The sequence below is a fragment of the Marinobacter shunpengi genome (assembly GCF_045449715.1).
GTDB lineage: Bacteria > Pseudomonadota > Gammaproteobacteria > Pseudomonadales > Oleiphilaceae > Marinobacter.
Map to the genome: position 1 here is coordinate 113452 of NZ_JBJJLA010000015.1, position 24364 is coordinate 137815.

Here is a 24364-nt window from a genome sequence, read left to right on the forward strand (position 1 = left end):
GGACCCAAGTCGGCAATCACCGGCACGTGCGTGATTTTACGCATGACGGGGCGCTATCCTCCGGGTTCCCCTTGCCCCATAATCAGCGCGCTTCCACCACCCACTGGCCCGAGCTGTAAACGGATATGGCTGACCTGACCTTTCGTAATGCCACGCTGGCCGACACCAATGCCCTGGTACGTCTGGAGAACCGCTGTTTCGAGGAGGATCGCATCTCCCGCCGCAGCTTCCGGCGCTTTATCGACATGCCCCGGGACCGGGTGATCCTCGCAGAAGTCGAAGGCGAGCTGGTGGGCTACAGCCTGGTATTGATGAAGGCCAATACCCGCCTGGCCCGGATCTACTCCATTGCGGTGGCACCGACCATGCGGGGCCGGGGCCTGGGTGAGGCCCTGGTCCGGGAATCGGAACGGCAGGCAGCGGAGGCGGACCGTATCATCATGCGGCTGGAAGTACGCACCGACAACCACGGCGCCATCGCCCTGTACCGCCGCCTGGGTTACCGGCAGTTCGGCACCTGGCGCGACTACTATGAGGACCATGGCGACGCCCTGAGGTTTGAACGGCGTATCCTGTTTTATGAACCTCAGGGCCGTTTTCCCGAGGTGCCCTACTACCCCCAGTCCACTGAGTTCACCTGCGGCCCGGCCTCGCTGATCATGGCCATGGCGGCGGTGCACGACGGGCAGCCCCTGACCACGCTGGAAGAACTGAGGATCTGGCGGGAGGCCACCACCATCTTCATGCTCGCCGGCCACGGCGGCTGCGGTCCCCATGGCCTGGCCCTGGCCGCCTGGAAGCGGGGCTACGAGGCGTCCGCCTATGTCAGCCAGGAGGGCCCGCTGTTCCGGGAGACCGTACGCAGTGAGGACAAGAAACAGGTGCTGGAGCTGGTGCACGAGGGCTTCCTGCAGGATATCGGGGAGACCGGCATCGAACTGCATCACGATCCCCTCACCCTGGCGGACATGGAGCGTGCCCTGCTGGGGGGCAAGGTGCCGATGATCCTGATCAGCACCTGGCAGCTCAACCGCAGCCGCGTGCCCCACTGGGTCACGGTGTGTGCCATGGACGACCAGTTCGTTTACCTGCACGATCCGGAGGTGGATGTGGATGACGGTGAGACCATCGCCGACAAGCAGTACCTGCCGGTGGAACGGAAGGTGTTCGACCGCATGGCCCGCTATGGTCGCAACCAGCCCCTCCAGGCCGCGGTGATCGTCGGCCCCCGCCGACCACAGTAAGGAGCAGGCTTACCGGCCTACCGGTCGGTGAGCTTGATCTCGATACGGCGGTTCCGCCTCAGGGCCTCCTCGGACATGCCTTCCGCCACCGGGAAGAACTCGCCGAAGCCGGCTGCCGCCATGCGGTCCTCCGGCACGCCCTGCTCCGCCAGGTAACGCACCACCGACACGGCCCGGGCTGTGGACAGCTCCCAGTTGGATGGGAACGCCGGGGTGTCGATGGGAATACGGTCGGTATGGCCGTCAATGCGCAGGATCCAGTCGATATCGTCCGGAATCTTTTCCACTACATCCAGCAGCACGCTGGCCAGCTTGTCCAGTTCCCGCCGACCTGACGCGCCAAGGTTGGCGGACCCGGAGGCGAACAGCAGCTCCGACGGCAACAGGAAGCGGTCCCCCACCACCCGGATGTTCTCGTTGTCCTTCAGGATCTCCCGCAGGCGACCGAAGAATTCCGACTGGTACCGCTGCAGCTGGTTTACCCGCTCCGCCAATAACGTATTCAGGCGCTGGCTGACGTCCTTGAGTTCCGCCTCTTTCTCCGCCGTCAGTTCTTCCTGGAGCTCCAGCGCCGTGGTGATGGTCGCCAGTTGCTGCTGCAGGGCGCCGATGCGATCCGAGAGCTGTTGCAGGAGTGCCCGCTGGGACGCCGCCAGGCGCTCCTCCTGATCAAGGGCCGCCTCCAGGTCATTCTGCCGGCTGATGGCCTGGTGCCGGGTTTCTTCCAGCTCCATTTCCAGTTCATCGCTAAGCGCCAGTGACTCACCAAGCTGCTGCTGGACCCGCTGCATTTCCCGCTCCAGGGCGTCATTGCGCTCCTCCTCCAGGCCCAGCAGACTGGAAATCTCCGCCAGCCGGCTGCTGAGCCGGGCCAGCTCCGAATCCCGGTCCGACAGGGTCTGTGACAGGTAGAGCTGGCTGACCACGTACACCAGCAGCATGAAGATCACCAGCATTAACAGCGCGGACAGGGCGTCCACGAAACCCGGCCAGATGTTGATGGCCGAGCGGGCACGACGGCGGTAACCAATCATGGGGCGCTGCTCCCGGGCGTGATCATGGCGTTACTCCCGGTCGGACAACTGGTCTTTGAGGCGCTCATTCTCCGCCTGCAGGCGCTCAAGTTCCGACTCCTCGCCAGCATCCACCGGCACGCCGCCGTCCACGGCGTCCAACAGGTTGGTGACCCCGGTCAGCCATTCCTCAAGGCTGTCGTAGAAACGGTTCTGGGCGTGGCCGGCCTGTATATCCAGGAACCCCAGGATGAGCGAGCCACCCAGCCCCAGCAGCGAGGAGCTGAACGCCGTGCCCATCCCCTTCAGGGGCTCCAGAAGGCCCGCCTGCAGATCACCGAACACCTGTCCGAAATCCTCCTGGCTCATGTCCAGCCCGGTGATCACCTGACCCACCGCGTTGATGGTGCCAAGCAGGCCCCAGAAGGTCCCCAGCAGCCCCAGGAATACCAGCAGGCTGATGAAGTAGCGGGTGATTTCCCGCTGCTCGTCCATGCGGCTGTGGATACCATCCAGCACCGTGCGCAGGGACATGGTCGACAGCGTGAACTGGTCCCGCTTGGCGTCCTCCCCCAGTTGCCGGGCCAGGGGCTTGAGCAGGCGGGGCTCCTGGAGCACGGACAGCCCGGAATGGCCGGTGCGGAACTGGGCCACCCAGCGCATCTCCGGGCGCAGCACCAGCACCTGACGGTAGGTCAGCACGATGCCCACCAGCAACACCAGGACAATCAGCAGGTTAAACACCCAGTTGGCCATAAAGGCCGTTTCCAGTGGTCGGTAGATCGCGGCACAGACCGCCACCACCACGGCCAGGAACAGGGACATCCAGAAAAGGGTCTGCTTGAGGCTACTCATCCGGTCTTCCGTCTGGCTGATTGAAGGTCAGGGGGAGCACCCCCTAGTGCACTAGGGGGTGCTCCCTAAGACTGGCAAGTCACTGACGGTAATGCAAGATTACCAGCAGCCCATCATCCCAGGCGGACTGCGGCTTCCTTGAGTTCGGCGATCTCGTCGCGGATCCGAGCCGCTTTCTCGAAGTCCAGGTCCGAGGCCGCCTTGTACATGTCGTCCTCCAGACGGGTAATATCCTTGAGCAGTTCCTCCGGCGACTTGCCCTTCGCCTTGACCTGGTAGTGTTCCGCCTCCTCGGCGGCCTTCTGGCCCGGTCGCTCGGCACGGCGACGGCCCCGGCCACCGCCGTGGGCCCCCTCCATGATGTCGGCAATCTTCTTGTTCAGCCCCTGGGGCGTAATACCATGCTCCTCGTTATGGGCCTGCTGCCTGGCGCGGCGGCGTGCGGTCTCATCAATGGCCCGCTGCATGGAGCCGGTGATGACATCGCCGTAGAGGATGGATTTGCCCCGCACGTTCCGGGCCGCCCGGCCAATGGTCTGGATCAGCGAGCGCTCCGAGCGCAGGAAACCCTCCTTGTCCGCATCCAGGATGGCCACCAGGGACACTTCCGGCATGTCCAGCCCTTCCCGCAGCAGGTTGATGCCCACCAGAACGTCGAACTCGCCCCGGCGCAGGTCGCGGATGATCTCCACCCGCTCCACCGTGTCGATGTCCGAGTGCAGGTAGCGGACCCGTACATCGTGCTCCATCAGGAAGTCGGTCAAGTCCTCCGCCATGCGCTTGGTCAGTGTGGTCACCAGTACCCGTTCCTCGGCGGCCACCCGCTCGCGGATCTCCCCCAGCAGGTCGTCCACCTGGGTGGACGCGGGGCGCACCTCGATCTCCGGGTCCAGCAGGCCGGTGGGCCGCACCACCTGCTCCACCACCTGGCCGGCGTGCTCCTCTTCATACTTGGCCGGGGTGGCAGAGACGAAGATCATCTGCGGGGCGATGCGCTCCCATTCATCAAACCGCATGGGCCGGTTGTCCAGAGCCGACGGCAGCCGGAAGCCGTACTCCACCAGGGTTTCCTTTCGCGACCGGTCACCCTTGTACATGGCGCCGATCTGGGGAATGGTGACATGGGATTCGTCCACCACCAGCAGGGCGTTGGGCGGTATGTAATCAAACAACGTGGGCGGTGCTTCGCCCGGTGCCCGGCCCGACAGGTAACGGCTGTAGTTCTCGATGCCGTTGCAGTAGCCCAGTTCCAGCATCATCTCGATGTCATAGCGGGTACGCTCCTCCAGCCGCTGGGCCTCCACCAGGCGGTTGTTGTCCCGGAGCTGTTTCAGGCGCTCGTCCAGTTCCACCTTGATCCGTTCGATGGCGCCAAGCACCGTTTCCCGGGGGGTGACATAGTGGGTCTTGGGATAGATGGTGACCCGGGGCACCCGCCGCAGCACCTCCCCAGTCAGGGGATCGAAGTAGCTCAGGTTCTCCACCTCGTCGTCGAACAGCTCGATACGGATCGCTTCTTTTTCGGATTCCGCCGGGAACACGTCAATAACGTCTCCCCTCACCCGGTAATTGGCGCGGTGGAACTCCACGTCGTTGCGGGTGTACTGCAACTCCGCCAGGCGCCGCAGGATAGTGCGCTGGTCAATCTCGTCGCCCCGGTCCAGGTGCAGCATCATCTTGAGGTAGGACTGGGGATCCCCCAGGCCGTAGATGGACGACACGGTGGCCACGATAATGGCGTCGTCCCGCTCCAGCAGGGCCTTGGTGGCGGACAGGCGCATCTGCTCGATATGCTCGTTGACCGAGGCATCCTTCTCGATAAAGGTATCCGAGGCCGGCACATAGGCCTCCGGCTGGTAGTAATCGTAGTAGGAAACGAAGTACTCCACCGAGTTGTCCGGAAAGAACTCCCGGAACTCACCATACAACTGGGCCGCCAGGGTCTTGTTGTGGGCCATGACAATGGTGGGCCGCTGGATGCGTTCCACCACATTGGCGATGGTGAATGTCTTGCCGGAACCCGTCACCCCCAGCAGCGTCTGGTGCGCCAGCCCTGACTCGATACCATCCACCAGACCGTCGATGGCCCTGGGCTGGTCACCGGCCGGCTGATAGGGAGAATCCACTCTGAACCTGGACAAGGAATTACCTCCACCCTCGCGGGAAACTTATCGTTGCAAAGCTCCCATGGTAACATCCATGGGTTAAACAGCCTGTGTAAACGACCCGGTGTCACTTTACCCGGGCTGCAGCCCTCTCAGACGCATCTTTAAGGAGCGCAAGTTTGGACCTTCAACTTTCCACCCGTGTACAGGCCATCAAGCCATCCCCCACCCTTGCCGTCACCAACAAGGCCGCTGAGCTCAAAGCCGCCGGCCAGGACATTATCGGCCTGGGCGCCGGGGAACCGGATTTCGATACCCCTGACCACATCAAGGAAGCGGCGATCGAAGCAATCCGCAATGGTCAGACCAAATACACCGCCGTGGATGGTACTCCCGCGCTGAAGAAAGCGATCATCGCGAAGTTCAAGCGGGACAATGGTCTGGACTACGAGCCCAACCAGATACTGGTATCCAGTGGTGGCAAGCAGAGCTTTTTCAACCTGGCCCTGGCCACCCTGAACCCGGGCGATGAGGCCATTATTCCCGCCCCCTACTGGGTCTCCTACCCGGATATGGTGCTGGTGGCGGAAGGCAAGCCGGTGATCATCGAGACCAGTGCCGAGACCCGCTTCAAGATTACTCCGAAGCAGCTGGAGGACGCCATTACCGAGCGTACCCGGCTGTTCGTGATCAACAGTCCGTCCAACCCCAGCGGCATGGCCTATTCCCTTGAGGAGTTGCAGGCCATCGGCGAGGTGCTGAAGAAGCATCCGAACATCATGATCGCCACCGACGACATGTACGAGCCGATCCTTTGGACGGGCAGCGAGTTCTGCAACATCCTGAACGCGACACCGGAACTCTACGACCGTACCTTCGTACTCAACGGAGTGTCCAAGGCCTATTCCATGACTGGCTGGCGTATCGGCTATGCCGCGGGCCCGGCCAGGATCATCGGGGCGATGAAGAAGATCCAGTCCCAGAGCACCTCCAATCCGGCGTCCATTTCCCAGGCGGCGGCACAGGCAGCGCTTGAGGGCGACCAGGCCTGCGTGGGCGAGATGGTCAAGGCGTTCAGGGAGCGTCACGATTATCTGGTGAAGGCGCTGAACGAGATTCCGGGCGTGGAATGCCTGGAGGGCGACGGTACGTTCTATGTGTTCCCGAGCTTTCAGGGGGCCATCGACAAGACCGAGAATGTCTCCAACGATGTGGAGATGGCCGAGGTGTTGCTGAAGGGTGCCGGCGTGGCCCTGGTGCCGGGTTCGGCCTTCGGTGCTCCCGGGCATATGCGGCTGAGCTTTGCCACCAGTATGGATGTCCTCAAGGAGGCGGTTGCTCGCCTGAAGAAGGCGCTCTCCTGAGCCGGTACAACCAAGCTGGACGGTGTCTCCGGAGGGGTTTCTCGGGGGTCACCAAAAAGTCCACTGAAAGGGTTGACGGGGTGGTAACGGCTCTTTAATATACGCGCCTCGTCGACACCGACTGTTCCCCGATAGCTCAGTTGGTAGAGCAACGGACTGTTAATCCGTTTGTCGCTGGTTCGAGCCCAGCTCGGGGAGCCACTATTCCAGAAAGCCGCCTCTGATGTTTCAGACGCGGCTTTTTTCGTTTTTGCCTTTCTTTTTTGGAACCTGGCCTTGTAGCCTTCTGGCATGGTGCCAGGAGTGCCAGGTCGAGAACGTTTTTCGGGACACGCCGTGAATACATCCCTGTAGGCCCTTCAAAAACGTCCATGTTTTTGAAGGTCCCGAAAAACGTTCTCGACCTGTCCCTCTCCAACTTTCCGAATATCGCCTTGGCGGGAACAGTCCCGCAGCTTTTGCATCAATATCTGCGTGTGGCGCTGTGTATAGATCAAAGCGCCCAAAGCGATATCACCCAAAGATAGAAAGGGGCCGGTTGAGAGCCTTTTCTGGGGGTGTCGAAAACCAGGGACGGTTTTCGTCAAGCCCTACATGGACGTACTTGCCGGGCGTCCCCCAGAAAAGGATATCGACCTGCCCCTCAGGCACGTACTAGAAGGCTACAAAAGAAGGAACGACCTGGCACCAAACCAGAAGGCTACAAGGCCAATCTCCCACAGGTCAGGAAATCTCAGAAACGATAGCCTTCAAAGAGGCCAAAGGGTCAGAAGCCTGGGTAATGGGCCGACCAACCACCAGATAGTCACTGCCGGCAGCCATAGCCGCAGAAGGCGTCATAACGCGCTGCTGATCCCCGTGATCGGCACTGGCAGGCCGAATACCCGGAGTAACCAGCTTGAACCCGGCGCCCTGCTCCCGCTTCAGGACCGGCGCCTCCTGCGCCGAACACACCACCCCATCCAGACCACAGTTACGGGTCAACGTTGCCAGCCTGTTTACCTGATCCGCCGGCGAGTCGGTAATACCTATACCCGCCAGATCGTCCGGCCCCATGCTGGTCAACACCGTGACCGCAATCAGCAGCGGACGATCGGCACCGAAGGACTCCAGACGTTCCCGGCAGGCCACCATCATCTTTTCACCGCCGGAGGCATGGACATTCACCATCCACACGCCAAGCTCCGCCGCCGCAGCAACCGCTGCCTTGGTGGTATTGGGAATATCGTGGAATTTCAGGTCCAGGAACACCTCAAAGCCCCGGTCGTGCAGCTTGCGCACCAGATCCGGACCACAGCGGGTAAACAGTTCCTTTCCCACCTTCAGACGGCACAGGGCCGGATCCAGGGTATCCACCAGCTCCAGGGCCGGCGCTTCGGAAGGAAAATCGAGGGCAACAACAATACGGGGGCCGAGGGCATCGGTCATGGGCAGGCTCCTGTGTCCGAACGGTGGGAAGCTCCGGTGGGGCCGGAACGGTTCGGGCAGGGATTATGGCAGAAAACGCCTTACTCTGCCTCCACTCCCTGGATCGGGCGTACCGTCTCCCACTCCTTGCAGCTCGGGCAGAGCCAGTGGAGCTGCTGGCCGGAAAAACCACAGTTGACGCAACGGTAGACGGGGCGGTTGGTCAGGATCAACTGGCCGATACGGCTGACCAGCCGACCTTCCCCGGTGGCCAGGCCCCGTTCGTAGCCCGCAAGCTCCACCAGCCTGAGGAGACCACGCACACTGGGCCGGGACTCCAGCTCGCTGCGCAGCAGGTCGATGGCGGCCTGACGGCCTGAAGAACGCTCCACTGCTTCCGCCAGCGCCAGCAACAGACTGGTGCCGTGGTGCTGTTCGTAAAGCTTGCGCAAACGCTTGACGTTGCCCCCCACGTTGCCATGGGAGCGCTCCAGCTTCATGAAACGGTCGATGGCTTCCGGACCGAACTCCGGATTCTGCTCGAAAACCTTCAGGCAGGCATTGGCCGCTTCCCGGTAGTTACCCTGGCGCCCCTGGAGGGTGGAGAGGATAAAGCTGGCGCGGACGCAGTCAGGGTCGATGGACAGCGCTTCCCGTGCCAGCTTCTGGGCGCCCCAGCGGTCGTCCTTGTGAAGGCTCTCATCCGCCAGTTCACAGGTGATATAGGCAAGCTGTCGTGCCAGCTTCGGGTTCAGGGCACCCTTCATCAGGGTGCGGGCCACCTGAGCTGCCTTGCCCCACTCACGCTCCTGCTGGTAAAGCTCGATAAGCTGGCCGGCGGCACGTTCGCCATAGCCCCTGTCATCCATCAACTGGTGGAACAGCGCCTCGGCCCGGTCCAGCAGGCCGGCGGCCAGATAGTCCCGGGCCAGCTCGAAGGTGACCTGGGGAGAGAAATGGGCGGGTAGCTCCGGGCGGGCCAGCAGATTCTGATGGATCAGGATGGCCCGGTCGGTTTCACCCTTGTTTCGGAAATGGGCGCCGATGGACAGGTGCAGGCCAACGGTATCCTTGTTGACCGCCAGGGACTGGACGAAGTTCTCCACGGCCTGGTCGGAGTAGTTGGTGAACAGGAACTGCAAACGCTCTCGGACGGACGACTCATCCGAGATATTCTTGGCCGCCCTATGGTCGGAACGGAAGTATCGTCCGATAAACCAGCCTGCAGCGACGGCAGCCGTCAGCAGCAGCCACTGAAAAAACATATCCATTTAGAGCGCCCGATCGTCAGGGGTTCTGTTTTGTTCCAGGGCTCGCTCCGCCTTGTCCAGACGCTTGCGTAGCTGACGTCGGGAGACCGATACACGAACAGTCGCCAAAAGAGTTAATACCACACCAAGAAGAATACCGAAAGTGAACCCCAGGATGACCCAGACCGCAACACCATGGGGCCGGGTTTCAAAAAACAGGAAGTTGAGGGAGACCGCCATCTGGTTGTTCATGGAAAACACCAGCACCGCAATGGCGACCAGTATCACGACCAGAAGGAGAATTATCTTCTGAAACCCTGCCATAGCACCCCTGCTCCAGGAATTGGGAATTCACGATGAACCACGCCAATTGTACCCGAATTCAGGGTTCGGGTGGCTAACGCCAGAATGCGGAGACCGGTTCAGTAGCCCTTCTTCATACTGTCGTTGACCTGCTCACGCAGTTCCTTGCCCGGCTTGAAATGCGGAACGTATTTCGCCGGCAACTGTACCGCTTCTCCGGTTTTCGGATTGCGACCGGTCCTGGCCGCCCGATAATGGAGGGAGAAACTGCCGAATCCACGGATTTCTATCCGCTGCCCATCCGCCAGTGACTGAGACATGTGCTCGATAACCGTTTTAACAGCCAGTTCCACATCCTTCACAGACAGCTGAGTCTGTTTCGAGGCAATCAGTTCGACCAGTTCAGACTTTGTCATGAGGCCCATCCCTTTTCATTTTTATTACGAAGCCTCTGGAGTTCCACGTGGTAGCAACCCGCACCGCTGCGATCCATACCTCGCACACCCCTAGAGTCAGCTTCTCAAGTCTCAACCCATTCCCGACCAGCCAGATTCCAGCTAACCCAACCAATGACTTAGGTAACAGGCAAAGACACTGCTAGTTTAGCTAATGCTGAAAAAAAGACAAAAAAAACGGGCTCTTAGAGCCCGTTTTTTTGTCTTCAAGAGGATCGAATCACTCTTTATTGGCGTTTTGCTGCTGCATCTGCTCCTTGATGAGATCACCGATGGTGGTCGCACCAGAAGTTTCAGCGGCCTTGGCGCGTACGCCTTCAAGGGCCTGCTTGTCGTCTTCAACGTCCTTGGACTTCACGGACAGGTTGATGACGCGGTTCTTGCGATCGATGCTGATGATCTTCGCTTCAACCTCTTCGCCTTCCTTCAGCGCGTTGCGGGCGTCTTCCACCTTGTCGCGACTGATTTCGGAGGCCTTCAGTACCGCTTCAACCTCGTCGTTCAGGGCGATGGTGGCTGCCTTGGCATCAACCGCGGAAACGGTGCCACGCACGATGGAGCCCTTGTCGTTCAACTGTACGAACTCGGCAAACGGATCGCTTTCAAGCTGCTTGATACCCAGGGAGATACGCTCACGCTCGGGATCAACAGACAGGATAACGGTCTCAACCTCGTCACCCTTCTTGTACTCGCGAACGGCTTCTTCGCCAGTCTCGTTCCAACTGATGTCGGACAGGTGAACCAGGCCGTCGATGCCGCCGTCCAGGCCGATAAAGATACCGAAGTCCGTGATGGACTTGATCTTGCCGGACACCTTGTCACCCTTGTTGTAGTTCGCGGAGAACTCTTCCCAGGGGTTCGGCACGCACTGCTTGATGCCCAGGGAGATACGACGACGCTCTTCGTCGATGTCCAGGATCATGACTTCCACTTCGTCACCGACCTGAACCACCTTGGACGGATGGATGTTCTTGTTGGTCCAGTCCATTTCGGACACGTGTACCAGACCTTCAACACCCTCTTCCAGCTCGGCGAAGCAGCCATAGTCGGTCAGGTTGGTCACCCGGGCGGTAACCTTGCTGCCTTCCGGATAGCGACCCTTGATATCCACCCAGGGATCTTCGCCCAGTTGCTTCAGACCCAGGGAAACCCGGTTGCGCTCACGGTCGAATTTCAGGACCTTGATGGTGATCTCGTCACCCACGTTCACGATCTCGCTCGGATGCTTGATGCGCTTCCAGGCCATGTCGGTGATGTGCAGCAGGCCGTCAACGCCACCCAGGTCAACGAACGCGCCGTAATCGGTCAGGTTCTTGACGATACCCTGCAGGGTCATGCCCTCGGTCAGGGTTTCCAGCAGGGCTTCACGCTCGGCACTGTTTTCAGCTTCCAGAACGGCGCGGCGGGACACCACCACGTTGTTACGCTTCTGGTCCAGCTTGATAACCTTGAATTCCAGTTCCTTGTTCTCCAGGTGCGCGGTGTCGCGGACCGGACGAACGTCTACCAGGGAGCCCGGCAGGAAGGCACGGATACCGGACAGATCGACGGTGAAACCGCCCTTGACCTTGCCATTGATCATGCCCTTGACAACTTCTTCCGCCTCGAAGGACTTTTCCAGTACTTTCCAGGCTTCGGCACGCTTGGCCTTTTCGCGGGACAGACGGGTTTCACCGAAACCGTCTTCAACCGCATCGAGAGCTACATCGACAACGTCGCCGACAGCAATTTCCAACTCGCCTTTTTCATTCAGGAACTGGGAGGCGGGGATAACGCCTTCGGACTTCAGTCCGGCGTTAACGGTGACCCAGTCGTTGTCGATATCCACCACGGTTCCCTGGACGATGGAACCCGGTTGCATGTCAATTTCTTTCAGGCTTTCTTCGAAAAGATCAGCAAAGCTCTCGCTCATTATGTGTCCTATGTGATCAACGCAAGTTTCTTCCGCGCCGCCAGCAGCACGGTCTGTTAGCAATATCCGGCAGTGGCAAGGGGCTGGCATTCACACCGCCACCGGATCCTTTACCCGCCATTTCCGCTGTAAAACTGCTCAAAAATACAACAGAAATAGCAAAAGGGTGCAGTCAGGCCTGACCCACAAGGGCCATGACCTTTGACAGCACCTCTTCGATACTTAAACCCGTAGAGTCAATGACTTGCGCATCTTCTGCAGGCTTAAGCGGGGCTGCGGAACGGTTCATGTCACGTTCATCGCGAGCCCGGATCTCGTCTAAAAGGTGGTCAATACTAACATCCGCACCGGCCTCCTTCAACTGGAGATAGCGCCGTTGGGCCCTTTCCTCGGCACTGGCGGTGAGGAAAACCTTCACCGGCGCTTCGGGAAAAACCACCGTGCCCATGTCGCGGCCGTCGGCCACCAGCCCCGGTGCCTTGCGGAAGTCCCGCTGGCGCTGTAACAGGGCGTCCCGCACCGCCTGGATCACGGCGACACGGGAGGCGTCATCGCCGGTCTGCTCGGTGCGGATCTCCCGGGTCACGTCCTCGCCACCGAGGATCACCTTGACCGGCTCGCCTTCCGGCGTGGGCTCAAAGGTCACATCAAGACCGGCCGCCACATTGACCAGCGCGGCCTCGTCATCGAACGCCACACCCTGACGCCGGGCCGCCAGCGCCGTCAGGCGATACAGTGCGCCGCTGTCCAGCAGGTGCCACCCCAGTTGACGGGCCAGCATCTGGGTAATGGTGCCCTTGCCGGAGCCACCGGGACCATCCACGGTCACTACGGGTACGGTATTGTCTGATACGGACTGCATTACCTTCCCTCCTCGGCGTCGATGCGGATGCCGGTCTGACGGGCCAGGGCCTCAAAGCCGGGGAAGGACGTCGCCACATTGGCGCAGTCATTGACCAGGATCTCACCACTGGCCCGCAGGGAAGCCACGGCGAAGGACATGGCAATGCGATGGTCGCCATGGCTGTCCACCTCACCGCCGGCAATGGTCTGGCCGCCGTCGATAATGATGCCGTCGGGGGTTACCGTGGTTGTCACCCCTACCGCCTTCAGGCCATCCGCCATCACCTGGATACGGTCGCTCTCCTTGACCCGCAACTCCTCTGCCCCACGCAGCACGGTGCGACCCTCAGCACAGGCAGCGGCTATAAAGAGCACCGGAAACTCGTCGATGGCCAGGGGCACCTGATCCTCGGGGATATCGATCCCCCGCAGGGTGGCGCTTCGCACCCGCAGGTCCGCTACCGGCTCGCCGCCAATCTCACGCTCGTTGGAGACGGTGATATCGGCGCCCATCAGCGTCAGGATATTAAGCACGCCGGTGCGGGTCGGATTCATGCCCACGTGGCGCAGGGTCAGGTCGGAATCCCCGGCAATACTCGCAGCCACCAGGAAGAAGGCGGCGGAGGAGATGTCCGCCGGCACATCGATACGGCCGGCGCTCAGGTGTCCACCACCTACCACGCTGGACGTGGCGGCATCCCGGTGAACATGGTAGCCAAAGCCTTCCAGCATGCGTTCGGTATGGTCCCGGGTCGGTGCCGGCTCGTGTACGGAGGTCATGCCATCGGCGTAGAGCCCCGCCAGTAGCAGGCAGGATTTCACCTGGGCACTGGCCACCGGCATGTCATAGTGGATACCGGCAAGCTTCTGGCCGCCCCGGATCTTCAGCGGTGGCCGCCCGCCCTCCGCGGTATCAATGACGGCTCCCATGGCCCGCAACGGCTCGGCCACCCGGCCCATGGGCCGGCGGGACAGGCTGGCGTCGCCGGTCAGTTCGGAGTCGAACGGCTGGGCCGCCAGCAGGCCGGTGAACAGCCGCATGGCGGTACCGGAGTTGCCCAGGTACAGGGGCCCCCGGGGCGCTTCCAGGCCATTCATGCCAACCCCGTGGATACGCACATGGCCATGGTCGGGCCCCTCAATGGTGACCCCCATATCCCGGAACGCCTGCAGGGTGGCCAGACTGTCCTCCCCCTCCAGGAACCCATCCACTTCGGTGATACCATCCGCCAGGGCCCCCAGCATGATGGAGCGATGGGAAATGGACTTGTCGCCCGGTACCCGGATGTCCCCGTTAACACTACCACCCGGCTGCAGCCGGAACCTGACCGGTTTCTGACTCATATCTGTCACGTAGGCCTGCCCTGAAAGCATCTTGGAAAAATGGTTACGTGCCGCCCTGGCACGACTGAAAACCCGCAGCAGCGCGGCACCATCCTGGTCTTCGATGGCCTGCCGCAGCTGCGCCAGGTCCTCATTGAAATGATCAATCACCCTGAGCACCGCATCCCGGTTGGACAGGAAGATATCGTGCCACATGACCGGGTCGCTGGCGGCGATGCGGGTAAAATCCCGGAAACCGCCCGCTGCATAGCGGAAGATTTCCATGTTCTGGTCCTCACCGGCCAGGGTATCCACCAGCGAGAACGCAATAAGATGAGGCAGATGACTGGTGGCCGCCAGCACTTCATCGTGACGGGCCACATCCATGGTCAGTACGGTGGCGCCACAGCCCTGCCACAAATGTGTGAGCCGGTCGAGGGCGTCCGCCGCCGCGTCTGCCGGCGGTGTCAGGATGACCTTGTGGTCGCTGAACAGGTCGCCCCGTGCCGCGCTGACCCCGTTCTTTTCGGAGCCGGCAATGGGATGGCCGGGAATCACCCTGGGGGGCCAGCCCCCGAAAATCTCATGCACCGCCGCCACGAAGCTGCCCTTGGTACTACCCACATCGGTCAGTACCGCCTCCGGCGAGAGGTGGGGCCGGATGGCCGCCAGCACATCCCGCGTGGCCCGGACGGGCACGGCAACCACCACCAGGTCAGCCCCCGCAACCACCTCCGCCACGGAGCCGTGACCATCGATCACCCCCAGCTCCACCCCCAGGGCAAGCTCGTCATCGCTACGGTCAGCGGCAACCACGGTGCCCACCAGGCCGGACTGCCTGGCGGCCCGGGCCAGCGAGCCGCCAATCAGCCCGAGACCGATAACGGCCATACGTTCAAACAGTGGCCCTTGCGCCCGAGGTTCCGTCACATCAGGCTCCCCGCCTGCCCAGTGTCCATTTCAGGGCATCCAGAAAGCGTTCGTTCTCCTCCTGGAGGCCAACGGTGACCCGCAGGTGCCGGGGCATGCCATAACCGGCCACCGGTCGCACGATGACGCCCTGCTGCAACAGCCCTTCAAACACGTCCTGGGCATTGTCGCCCACGTCCACGGCAATGAAGTTGCCGGCGGACGGAATCCAGTCCAGCCCCAGCTCCGAGAAGCCTGCCTCAAGCTGGGCCAGCCCCTTGCGGTTCACCTCCCGGGAACGCTCCAGGTACTCCAGATCGCCCAGTACCGCCGTCGCCGCCGCCTGGGCCACCGTGTCCACATTGAACGGCTGACGAACCCGGTTGAGGATATCGGCTATCGAAGGTGAGGACACCGCATAGCCCACCCGCAGGGCCGCCAGCCCCCAGGCCTTGGAGAAGGTGCGGGTAACGATCAGGTTGGGGTATTCCCGCAACAGGCCGATGCCATCCGCATCGTCGTCATCCCCGGTCAGGTATTCACAGTAGGCCTCATCCAGTACCACCAGGACCCGGCGGGGTACCCGCTCCAGGAAGGCCCTGATGGCCTTTTCGCCCTCGACGGTGCCGGTGGGATTGTTGGGATTGGCCACAAAGATCAAGCGGGTTCGGTCGGTGACCGCATCGGCCATGGCCTTCAGGTCGTGGCCCCAGTTCCTGGCCGGCACTTCTACACCCTTGGCGCCAATTGCCAGGGTCACCAGGGGGTAGACGGCAAACGCATGCTGGGAGTAAATCACCTCAGCACCGGGCGCGGCAAAGCAGCGGGCAATCACTTCCAGGACGTCGTTGGAGCCATTGCCCAGGGTTAGCTGACTGGGCGCCACTTCCAGGTATCGTGACAGCGCCTGCTTGAGACCAAAGGCGTTGCCATCCGGGTAGCGGCACATCTCCTCCAGGGCCTCCCGCGCTGCATCCAGCGCCATCGGACTGGGCCCCAGCGGGTTCTCGTTGCTGGCCAGCTTGACGATACTGTCAGGCTCCAGGCCGTATTCACGGGCCAGTTCCTCGATGGGCTTTCCTGGCTGGTAGGGGGTCAGGCCCTGTACGCCTTCCACCGCCAGTGACTGATAGTCGATCGACATGTCCAAATCCTCCGGGTTTCCGTGCCAGGGTTTCCTGTTGTACGGCAACTGATCAGCGAATTAACCGCACGGGACACTAGAGCACACCGGCGGGGTAGGACCCCAGTCGCTTGAGTTCAACCGCGTCCTCTTCCAGGTCCTCCAGCAGCTTGCTGATGGGGGCATCGTCCATATGGCCTTCAAAATCAATGTAGAACACATAGGCCCAGGTGCCGCTGGGTGATGGCCGGGTCTCGATCCGGGTCAGGCTGATACCGGCCCGGTGGAACGGCTCCAGCAACTGGTACAGGGCACCGGGACGATTGCGCATGGATACCAGGATTGAAGTCTTGTCCTGCCCGCTGAGGCCGACCGCCTCACGACCGACAATCAGGAACCGGGTGGTATTGTCCGGCCGGTCCTCGATCTTGCCGGCCATAATGTCGAGCCCGTAGAGTTCCGCGGCCATATCGCCGGCAATGGCGGCGGTGCCGGGCTCGCTGGCAGCCCGCCGGGCCGCCTCGGCATTGCTGCTGACCGTGACCCGTTCCACGCCGTACTGGTGGGCATCCAGCCACTGTCGGCACTGGGCGAAGGATTGCTGGTGCGAGTAGATACGGGTCAACGGCTGGTCACCGCTATCCGGCGAGCGCATCAGGTGGTGATGGATACGCAACTGCACCTCACCGCAGATCTTCAGCGGTGACGACATGAACATGTCCAGGGTGTGGTTGATCATGCCTTCGGTGGAGTTTTCCACCGGCACCACGCCGTACTGGGCAGCGCCGGACTCCACCTCCCGGAACACCGCGTCAATGGCGGGCATGGGCACGGAGATCACGGAATGGCCGAAATGCTTGAGCGCCGCCGCCTGGGTGAAGGTGCCGGCAGGGCCCAGGAAGGCTATCCGCATGGGCTGTTCCAGGGCCAGGCAGGCGGACATGATCTCCCGGAACAGGCGGGCCATTTCCTCATCCGCCAGCGGGCCGGGGTTGGACTCCTTGATGCGGCGCAGCACCCGGGCTTCCCGTTCCGGCCGGTAGAAGAAGACATCCTCGCCGGAATTGGCGGACGTCTTCACATGGGCCACCTCCTGGGCGCACTGGGCCCGGGCGCTGATCAGATCCATGATCTGCTGATCAAGGCTGTCGATCCGGTCCCGGAGCTCCGCCAGCCGGGTCTGCTCGTCACTCATGGTCAGCCATGCTCCTTCACAAATCCGGCCATATAGTCGATCAGGGCGTCCACGCCCGCTTCGGGCATGGCGTTATAGATGCTGGCGCGCATGCCACCCACGCTGCGGTGACCCTTGAGGTTCAGCAGCCCCCGGGCCTCGGCGCCCTTCAGGAAGGTGCTGTTCAGGCCATCGTCCGCCAGGGTAAACGGCACGTTCATCCAGGAGCGGAACCGGGGATCGATAGGGTTGGCGTAGAAGTCGCTACGGTCGATGAAGTCATAGAGCTTGGTCGACTTGCGACGGTTGAGCTGCTCCATGGCCGCGACACCGCCCTGCTCTTTCAGCCACTTGAACACCAGCCCGGCCAGGTACCAGGAGTAGGTCGCCGGGGTGTTGTACATGGAGCCGTTATCCGCCTGCACCTGGTAGTTCATCATGGTCGGCGTTTCCGCCCGGGCTTTGCCCAGCAGGTCTTTGCGGATGATCACCACCACCAGGCCCGATGGGCCGATGTTCTTCTGGGCACCGGCGTAGATCAGGCCGAACTTCGACACATCCAGCGACCGGGAGAGGATGGTGGAGGACAGGTCCGCCACCAGGGGGACATTGCCGCTGTCCGGAATGAAGTCGTACTCCAGCCCGCCGATGGTCTCGTTCGGGGTGTAGTGGAGGTAAGCGGCATCGGCGCTGGTGTTCCAGGTCTCCTGCAGGGGAACGGTGGTGAAACCGCTATCCTCACTGCTGGCCGCCACGTTCACATCCGCGTAACGGCTGGCTTCGGCAATGGCCTTCTTCGACCAGATGCCGGTATTGACATAGTCCGCCCGGCCACTGTCGCCCAGCAGGTTCAGGGGCACGGTGGCAAACTGGCTGGAAGCTCCACCCTGCATAAAGAGTACGCTGTAATCATCTGAAATGCCGGCAAGTTCACGCAGGTCTTTCTCAGCGGTTTCGGCGATTTCCACGAAGTCGTCGCTGCGATGGCTCATTTCCATCACCGACATGCCGGTGCCTCGCCAGTCCAGCATTTCGTCCCTTGCCTGCCGCAGCACGGGCTCCGGCAGGGCGGCCGGGCCGGCGCAGAAGTTGTACGCCCTACTCATCGGCGGCGTCCCCATTGCTGTCGTTGCTGGCACTTTCCTCACCGGACTCCTCCCCGGATTCCGCTTCCTCGGCTTCCTCGTCATCGCTCTCGGCAATCCGCTCCACACCCACCAGGCGTTCGTCTTCCTGGGTCAGGCGGATCAGGCGAACCCCCTGGGTGTTCCGGCTGAGGACGGACACCTCGTCAGTGCGGGTACGCACCAGGGTGCCCTTGTCGGAGATCAGCATCATCTCGTCGCCATCGAACAGCTGCAGTGCTGTCACCAGGTTGCCGTTACGCTCGGAACACTGCATGGCAATCACGCCCTGGCTGCCACGACTGTAGGCGGGGAACTCATCAAACGTCGTGCGCTTGCCGTAGCCATTCTCACTGGCCGTGAGGATAACGCCGCCTTCCTGGGGAATGATCAGCGATACCACATGATGCCCTTCCGGCATCCGGATACCACGCACACCACGGGCGGTGCGGCTCATGGGACGCACGGCTTCCTCGTTGAAGCGCACCGCCTTGCCGGCGGTGGAGAACAGCATCACCTCGGATTCGCCCTGGGTGATGGCCGCACCGATCAGGGCATCGCCCTCATCCAGGTTCAGGGCGATCAGGCCGTTGGAACGGGGGCGGGAGAAATTCGGCAGCGGTGTCTTCTTGACCACGCCGTTGGAGGTCGCCATCAGTACGTAATGATCTTCCGGGTAGTCCCGTACCGGCAGGAAGGTGGTGATACGCTCACCCTCGTCCAGCGGCAGGATATTCACCATCGGACGACCACGGGAACCACGACTGCCCCGGGGAATCTCGAACACCCGCAGCCAGTAGACCTTGCCGCGGTTGGAGAAGCACAGGATGGTATCGTGGGAATTGGCCACCAACAGCTTTTCGATGAAGTCCTCGTCCTTCATGGACGTGGCGGCCTTACCCCGGCCACCCCGGCGCTGGGCCTGGTAGTCCTCTACCGCCTGGGTCTTGGCGTAGCCACCGTGGGAGATGGTCACCACCAGGTCTTCCTCGTCGATCAGGTCCGCCACCGTCAGGTCACGGCGGGAGCTGATAATCTCGGTACGGCGCTCGTCGCCGTATTCGTCAACGATGGCCGCCAGCTCATCACGGATCACCTGCAGCAGACGCTCCGGATCACCCAGGATGTCCAGCAGGTCAGCGATCTTCTCGACGATTTCCTTGTATTCGTTCTGGAGCTTCTCGGTCTCCAGGCCGGTCAGGCGGTGCAGGCGCAGGTCAAGGATGGCCTGGGCCTGTTCCGGTGACAGGTGATAGAGGTCGTCACGCAGGCCATAGATTTCCGGCAGGTCATCCGGACGGCAGGCATCCTTGCCGGCCCGTTCCAGCATGGCCAGCACATCGCCGGGCGCCCAGCCCTTGTCCATCAGCTTTTCCTTGGCTTCGGCGGCGGACGGAGAAGCCTTGATGAGCTCGATGATCTCGTCGATGTTGGCCAGGGCAACGGTAAGACCTTCCAGGATATGCCCCCGCTCCCGGGCCTTGCGCAGCTCGTAGATGGTGCGGCGGGTGACCACTTCCCGGCGGTGGCGCACGAAGGCGTCGAGCATTTCCTTCAGGTTGAGGATCTTGGGCTCGCCGTTGAGCAGCGCCACCATGTTAATGCCGAACACGGTTTCCAGCTGGGTCTGGGCAAACAGGTTGTTGACGATGACCTCGGGGTTTTCGCCCCGACGCAGCTCGATCACAACCCGGATGCCTTCCTTGTTGGACTCGTCCCGCAGCTCGGTGATGCCTTCCAGGCGCTTTTCCTTCACCAGCTCGGCGATCTTCTCGATGAGCCGGGCCTTGTTGAGCTGGTATGGCAGCTCGGTGATGATGACGGCGTCGCGGCCAGTCTTCTTGTCATGCTCGATCTCATGACGGGCACGGATCCAGACGCGGCCACGACCGGTACGGTAGGCCTCTACGATACCGGCACGGCCATTGATGATGCCCTCAGTGGGAAAGTCCGGCCCCGGAATAATGTCCATCAGCTCGTCGATGGTGGTGTCCGGGTTGTCGATCAGTGCCAGACAGCCATTGATGATTTCCGTCAGGTTATGGGGCGGGATGTTGGTGGCCATGCCCACCGCAATCCCGGAGGAGCCATTGACCAGCAGGTTCGGCACCCGCGTCGGCAGGACGTCCGGAATCCTCTCGGTGCCGTCGTAGTTGTCGACGTAGTCCACCGTTTCCTTGTCCAGGTCCGCCAGCAGTGCCTGGGCGAGCTTTTCCATGCGGATCTCGGTGTAACGCATGGCCGCCGCGTTGTCACCGTCGATGGAACCGAAGTTGCCCTGCCCGTCCACCAGCGGATAACGCAGGGAGAACGGCTGCGCCATGCGCACGATGGTGTCGTAGACCGCGGAGTCCCCGTGGGGATGGTATTTACCGATCACATCACCCACCACACGGGCGGACTTCTTGTACGGCTTGTTCCAGTCGTTGCCCAGCTCGGACATGGCGAACAGAACACGCCGGTGTACCGGCTTGAGGCCATCACGGACATCGGGAAGCGCCCGGCCGATAATGACGCTCATGGCGTAGTCCAGGTACGACTGTTTGAGCTCGTCTTCGATATTGACCGGCAGGATCTCTTTGGCTAACTCACCCATCGAGAATGGTTCCTTTGAATTTGCTGGAAGTCGTGTTGTTTAAGCGATCGATACTACCACAATCAGGTAGTCGGCTCAGTCAAAAACCACGGTCTTGTTTTCGTAGGTAATGACCCGGTCCTCGACATGGGCGCGCAGGCCACGGGCCAGGACATTCTTTTCCACATCCTTGCCCAGTCGCACCATGTCCTCGATGGCATCGCTGTGGCTGATGCGGATCACATCCTGCTCGATGATGGGGCCTTCATCCAGGTCCTGGGTCACGTAATGGCAGGTGGCGCCAATCAGCTTTACACCCCGGCTGTAGGCCTGGTGGTAGGGCCGGGCACCGGCAAAGGACGGCAGGAACGAATGGTGGATATTGATCACCTTACCGCTGTATTTCTCGCACACTTCGGCAGGCAGGATCTGCATGTAGCGCGCCAGCACGATCACATCCGCTTCATAGGACTGGAACAGGCCGTCGATCTCGGCAAAGGCCTCAGCCTTGTTCTCCTTGCTGACCGGGATACAGTGGTACGGAATCTCATGCCACTCAACCATTCGGCGCAGGTCCTCATGGTTGGAGATTACGGCCGCGATATCCACGTTAAGCTCGCCGCTGTGCCAGCGATACAGCAGGTCGGCCACACAATGGGACTCCTTGCTGCACATGAGCACCACTTTCTTGGGCTGGGCCGAGTCGGCAATATGCCAGCTCATCTCGAATTCCCGGGCGATGGGCTCGAAGGCGGTACGGAACTGATCCAGGCCGAAAGGAATGGAGCTGGCCTTGATCTCATGACGCATGAAGAACCAGCCAGCCTGATTGTCGGAATGGTGGCTGGCTTCGGTGATCCAGCCATTGTAGGTGGACAAGAAGTTACTGACTTTTGCCACAATACCCACCCGGTCCGGGCAGGAAATCACCAGACGGTATGTGTGTTCCATGAACCTGTCCTATAAGGGAACTGGAGAAAACGGAAAACCGGACGAATTCACGACCGGCCCCCGTATGGAAAAATGACCGGCTATCATAGCCTAAACCGGCGCTGGAACGAAGGTGCAGCAGCCGTTTCCGACGACCGCGCCACCAACCAAAAGGAGCACCCCCATGCAACGCCCCCGGCAATACTGCCTCCCCTGGCTGGTCCTGCTGACCTTGCTGTCAGGGTACTGCAACGCCCAGGCCATCCTCGAGGGAGAACGTCAGCACCCTGTGCCCGGCGACCAGGCCATGGTGGCCACCAGTCATCACAAGGCGACCGAAGTGGCCCTGGAGGTCCTGAAGGACGGAGGTAATGCCGTGGATGCCGCGGTGACCGCCGGCTTTGCCCTGGCAGTGACCCAGCCCCGCTCCGGCAATATCGGTGGCGGCGGTTTCATGCTGGTGGCGCCGGGAGATGGCAGCCCGGTGAAAGCCATCGATTACCGGGAAACAGCCCCGGCGGTGGCCACCCGGACCATGTTCCAGGACAGTGACGGTAACGTGGTGCCACAGCGCAGTCGCTTCAGCCACCTGGCGTCGGGCGTGCCGGGGACGGTGGCGGGATTTGCCATGGCCCTGGAGGAGTACGGCACCATCACCCTGGCCGAGGCTCTGGCGCCGGCCATTGCCCTGGCCCGGGACGGCTTCGAGGTACCCCACCGCTTCACCGAAGGCCTGGAACAGGCCCGCGACAGACTGCAGCCCTGGCCCGCCACCCGGGCCACCTTCTACCGGGAGGATGGCAGCGCGCCCCAGCCCGGCGAGGTCTTCCGCCAGCCGGAACTGGCAGCCACCCTGCAGCGTATTGCCGACCACGGTATCGAGGATTTCTACGAAGGAGAAACCGCCCGCCTGATCGTCGACGAAATGGAGCGTGGCGGCGGCCTGATCACCCTGGAGGACCTGGCTGGCTACAGGCCGGTTATCCGCGAACCGGTCATGGGCACCTATCGTGGCCACGAGGTCTTCTCCATGTCACCACCCAGCAGCGGCGGCACCCATATCGTCCAGATACTGAATATCCTTGAAGGCTACCCCATGGGCGACTATGGCCATAACTCGGCACAGACCATTCACCTGATGGCCGAGGCCATGAAACGGGCCTATGCCGACCGTTCCGAATACCTGGGAGATACGGATTTTGTCGAGGTACCGCTGGAAGGACTGACCAGCAAGGCCTATGCGGAGCACCTCAGGAATGGAATCGATCGCCATGAAGCGACGCCCTCTGAACAGATCGCCCCCGGCAAGCCACAGCCCTATGAAAGCAACGAGACCACTCACTTTTCCATCGTGGACCAGTGGGGCAACGCCGTTTCAAACACTTACACCATAAACTTCAGCTACGGCTCAGGTATTACCGTGGCCGGCGCCGGCTTCCTGCTGAATAACGAGATGGACGACTTCAGCGCCAAGCCCGGTGTTCCCAATGCCTACGGCCTGATCGGCGGCGAAGCCAACCGTATCGAGCCTGACAAGCGCATGCTCAGTTCAATGTCGCCCACCATCCTGCGTAAGGACGGCAGGAATGTCCTGGTGACCGGCAGTCCTGGCGGCTCCCGTATAATCACTACCACCCTGCAGGTGATCATGAATGTGGTCGACCATGACCTGAACATCCAGTCGGCAGTGTCGGCGCCCCGCATCCATCACCAGTGGCTGCCGGACGAAATCCGTATCGAGCAGGGCATCAGCCCGGACACCATTGACCTGCTGGAGAGCATGGGGCACACCGTCAGGCCCCGGGCCGCCATGGGCGCCATCCAGAGCATCCAGGTCGACGATAACGGGCAGCTGTGGGGCGCCGCGGATCCTCGTAGAAGTACGTCCAGCGCCCGCGGTTACTAGCCTGCCCCGTCCGTTTCCCGGACCAGTTTCGACAGGGCCTGCCGGATCTGGTCCGGAATCGGCGCCGGGCGATCGGTTTTCCGGTCCACGAAAACATGGACAAAGCGGCCCACGGCGCAGGCCTCCTCCTCCCCCTGGCGGAAAATACCGATGTTATACACCACCGAACTGTTCCCGAGCCTTTCCACCCGCAGCCCGGCCTCCACCCTTTCCGGATAGGCGATGGGACTGAAATAGTCGCAGGAGGAATTCACCACATAGGCAATTGTCTGACCGTTATGAATGTCGAGGCCGCCCTGCTCAATCAGGTAACGGTTCACACTGCTGTCAAACCAGGCGTAATAGGTCACATTATTGACATGCCCATAGAGGTCATTGTCCGCCCATCGTGTTGTAATCTCATCAAAGACCGGAAACCCGGTCCGCTTTCGCAGATAGTCTGCTGTCATGCTTCTGCTTCCCGATAATTTACAAACTCAAGTAAGTTCGCCATGCAAACCGCACAATAATTCCAAGTATAAAGATCCGCTCATGAGCAAGCTTCGTCGC

19 protein-coding genes and 1 tRNA gene are annotated in these 24364 nt (G+C 61.4%); 4 read left to right on the forward strand and 16 right to left on the reverse strand.

What is annotated here, in order from left to right:
- Positions 1–125: 125 nt before the first annotated feature.
- Positions 126–1244 (forward strand): GNAT family N-acetyltransferase/peptidase C39 family protein, encoded by a 1119-nt coding sequence (locus tag ACJO3T_RS08565; protein ID WP_406978303.1) that lies wholly within the window; start codon positions 126–128, stop codon positions 1242–1244.
- Between the two features lie 17 nt (positions 1245–1261).
- On the opposite strand, the gene ACJO3T_RS08570 is transcribed toward ACJO3T_RS08565, so the two are convergent.
- The 3 genes from ACJO3T_RS08570 to uvrB form a co-directional block, all read right to left on the reverse strand.
- Positions 1262–2278 (reverse strand): peptidoglycan -binding protein, encoded by a 1017-nt coding sequence (locus tag ACJO3T_RS08570; RefSeq protein ID WP_406978304.1) that lies wholly within the window; start codon positions 2276–2278, stop codon positions 1262–1264.
- 30 nt (positions 2279–2308) lie between these two features.
- Entirely contained in the window at positions 2309–3112 is an 804-nt protein-coding gene (locus ACJO3T_RS08575) for a flagellar motor protein MotA (protein WP_406978305.1), read from the reverse strand.
- A 113-nt stretch (positions 3113–3225) separates the two neighbouring features.
- Positions 3226–5253 carry an excinuclease ABC subunit UvrB gene (gene uvrB / locus ACJO3T_RS08580; protein WP_406978306.1) on the reverse strand — a complete coding sequence of 676 codons (2028 nt, stop codon included), beginning with the start codon at positions 5251–5253 and terminating at the stop codon, positions 3226–3228.
- 143 nt (positions 5254–5396) lie between these two features.
- Here uvrB and ACJO3T_RS08585 point away from each other — a divergent pair, with 143 nt between their 5' ends.
- Both ACJO3T_RS08585 and ACJO3T_RS08590 read left to right on the forward strand, forming a co-directional pair.
- Entirely contained in the window at positions 5397–6581 is a 1185-nt protein-coding gene (locus tag ACJO3T_RS08585; RefSeq protein ID WP_406964649.1) for a pyridoxal phosphate-dependent aminotransferase, read from the forward strand.
- A gap of 125 nt (positions 6582–6706) precedes the next feature.
- Positions 6707–6782 (forward strand) — tRNA-Asn (locus ACJO3T_RS08590).
- Between the two features lie 522 nt (positions 6783–7304).
- Here the strand turns inward: ACJO3T_RS08590 and pyrF are convergent.
- The 12 genes from pyrF to purU form a co-directional block, all read right to left on the reverse strand.
- Positions 7305–8009 carry an orotidine-5'-phosphate decarboxylase gene (gene pyrF, locus ACJO3T_RS08595; protein WP_406978307.1) on the reverse strand — a complete coding sequence of 235 codons (705 nt, stop codon included), beginning with the start codon at positions 8007–8009 and terminating at the stop codon, positions 7305–7307.
- Between the two features lie 80 nt (positions 8010–8089).
- Positions 8090–9259, reverse strand: a complete 1170-nt coding sequence (gene lapB, locus ACJO3T_RS08600; RefSeq protein ID WP_406978308.1) for a lipopolysaccharide assembly protein LapB — start codon at positions 9257–9259, stop codon at positions 8090–8092.
- On the reverse strand, positions 9260–9562 hold the full coding sequence (locus ACJO3T_RS08605; RefSeq protein WP_406964645.1) for a LapA family protein: 303 nt from the start codon (positions 9560–9562) through the stop codon (positions 9260–9262).
- 98 nt (positions 9563–9660) lie between these two features.
- The gene (locus tag ACJO3T_RS08610; protein WP_248231122.1) at positions 9661–9957 is read right to left on the reverse strand and encodes an integration host factor subunit beta; all 297 of its coding nucleotides are present in this window, start codon (positions 9955–9957) and stop codon (positions 9661–9663) included.
- 259 nt (positions 9958–10216) lie between these two features.
- Positions 10217–11908, reverse strand: a complete 1692-nt coding sequence (gene rpsA / locus ACJO3T_RS08615; protein ID WP_406964644.1) for a 30S ribosomal protein S1 — start codon at positions 11906–11908, stop codon at positions 10217–10219.
- Between the two features lie 172 nt (positions 11909–12080).
- On the reverse strand, positions 12081–12770 hold the full coding sequence (cmk, locus tag ACJO3T_RS08620) for a (d)CMP kinase (protein WP_406978309.1): 690 nt from the start codon (positions 12768–12770) through the stop codon (positions 12081–12083).
- Positions 12770–14965, reverse strand: a complete 2196-nt coding sequence (locus tag ACJO3T_RS08625; RefSeq protein WP_406964786.1) for a bifunctional prephenate dehydrogenase/3-phosphoshikimate 1-carboxyvinyltransferase — start codon at positions 14963–14965, stop codon at positions 12770–12772. Before ACJO3T_RS08625 ends, cmk begins: the two co-directional genes overlap by 1 nt.
- 40 nt (positions 14966–15005) lie before the next feature.
- Entirely contained in the window at positions 15006–16127 is a 1122-nt protein-coding gene (gene hisC / locus ACJO3T_RS08630; RefSeq protein WP_406964641.1) for a histidinol-phosphate transaminase, read from the reverse strand.
- A gap of 76 nt (positions 16128–16203) precedes the next feature.
- Positions 16204–17301 (reverse strand): prephenate dehydratase, encoded by a 1098-nt coding sequence (gene pheA / locus ACJO3T_RS08635; RefSeq protein ID WP_406978310.1) that lies wholly within the window; start codon positions 17299–17301, stop codon positions 16204–16206.
- A 2-nt stretch (positions 17302–17303) separates the two neighbouring features.
- Positions 17304–18386 (reverse strand): 3-phosphoserine/phosphohydroxythreonine transaminase, encoded by a 1083-nt coding sequence (serC, locus tag ACJO3T_RS08640; RefSeq protein ID WP_406978311.1) that lies wholly within the window; start codon positions 18384–18386, stop codon positions 17304–17306.
- Positions 18379–21000: a DNA gyrase subunit A gene (gyrA, locus tag ACJO3T_RS08645; protein ID WP_406978312.1), complete on the reverse strand. Its 2622-nt coding sequence runs from the start codon at positions 20998–21000 to the stop codon at positions 18379–18381. The genes serC and gyrA overlap by 8 nt, the downstream gene beginning before the upstream one ends.
- 75 nt (positions 21001–21075) lie before the next feature.
- The gene (gene purU, locus ACJO3T_RS08650; protein ID WP_406964636.1) at positions 21076–21930 is read right to left on the reverse strand and encodes a formyltetrahydrofolate deformylase; all 855 of its coding nucleotides are present in this window, start codon (positions 21928–21930) and stop codon (positions 21076–21078) included.
- A gap of 163 nt (positions 21931–22093) precedes the next feature.
- Here purU and ggt point away from each other — a divergent pair, with 163 nt between their 5' ends.
- A complete protein-coding gene (ggt, locus tag ACJO3T_RS08655) occupies positions 22094–23815 on the forward strand; it encodes a gamma-glutamyltransferase (RefSeq protein ID WP_406978313.1) in 1722 nt (573 codons plus the stop codon).
- On the opposite strand, the gene ACJO3T_RS08660 is transcribed toward ggt, so the two are convergent.
- Positions 23812–24264, reverse strand: coding sequence for an acyl-CoA thioesterase (locus ACJO3T_RS08660; RefSeq protein WP_406964633.1), 453 nt, complete (start codon positions 24262–24264; stop codon positions 23812–23814). The two genes, ggt and ACJO3T_RS08660, sit on opposite strands and share 4 nt — an antisense overlap.
- Positions 24265–24364 lie beyond the last annotated feature (100 nt).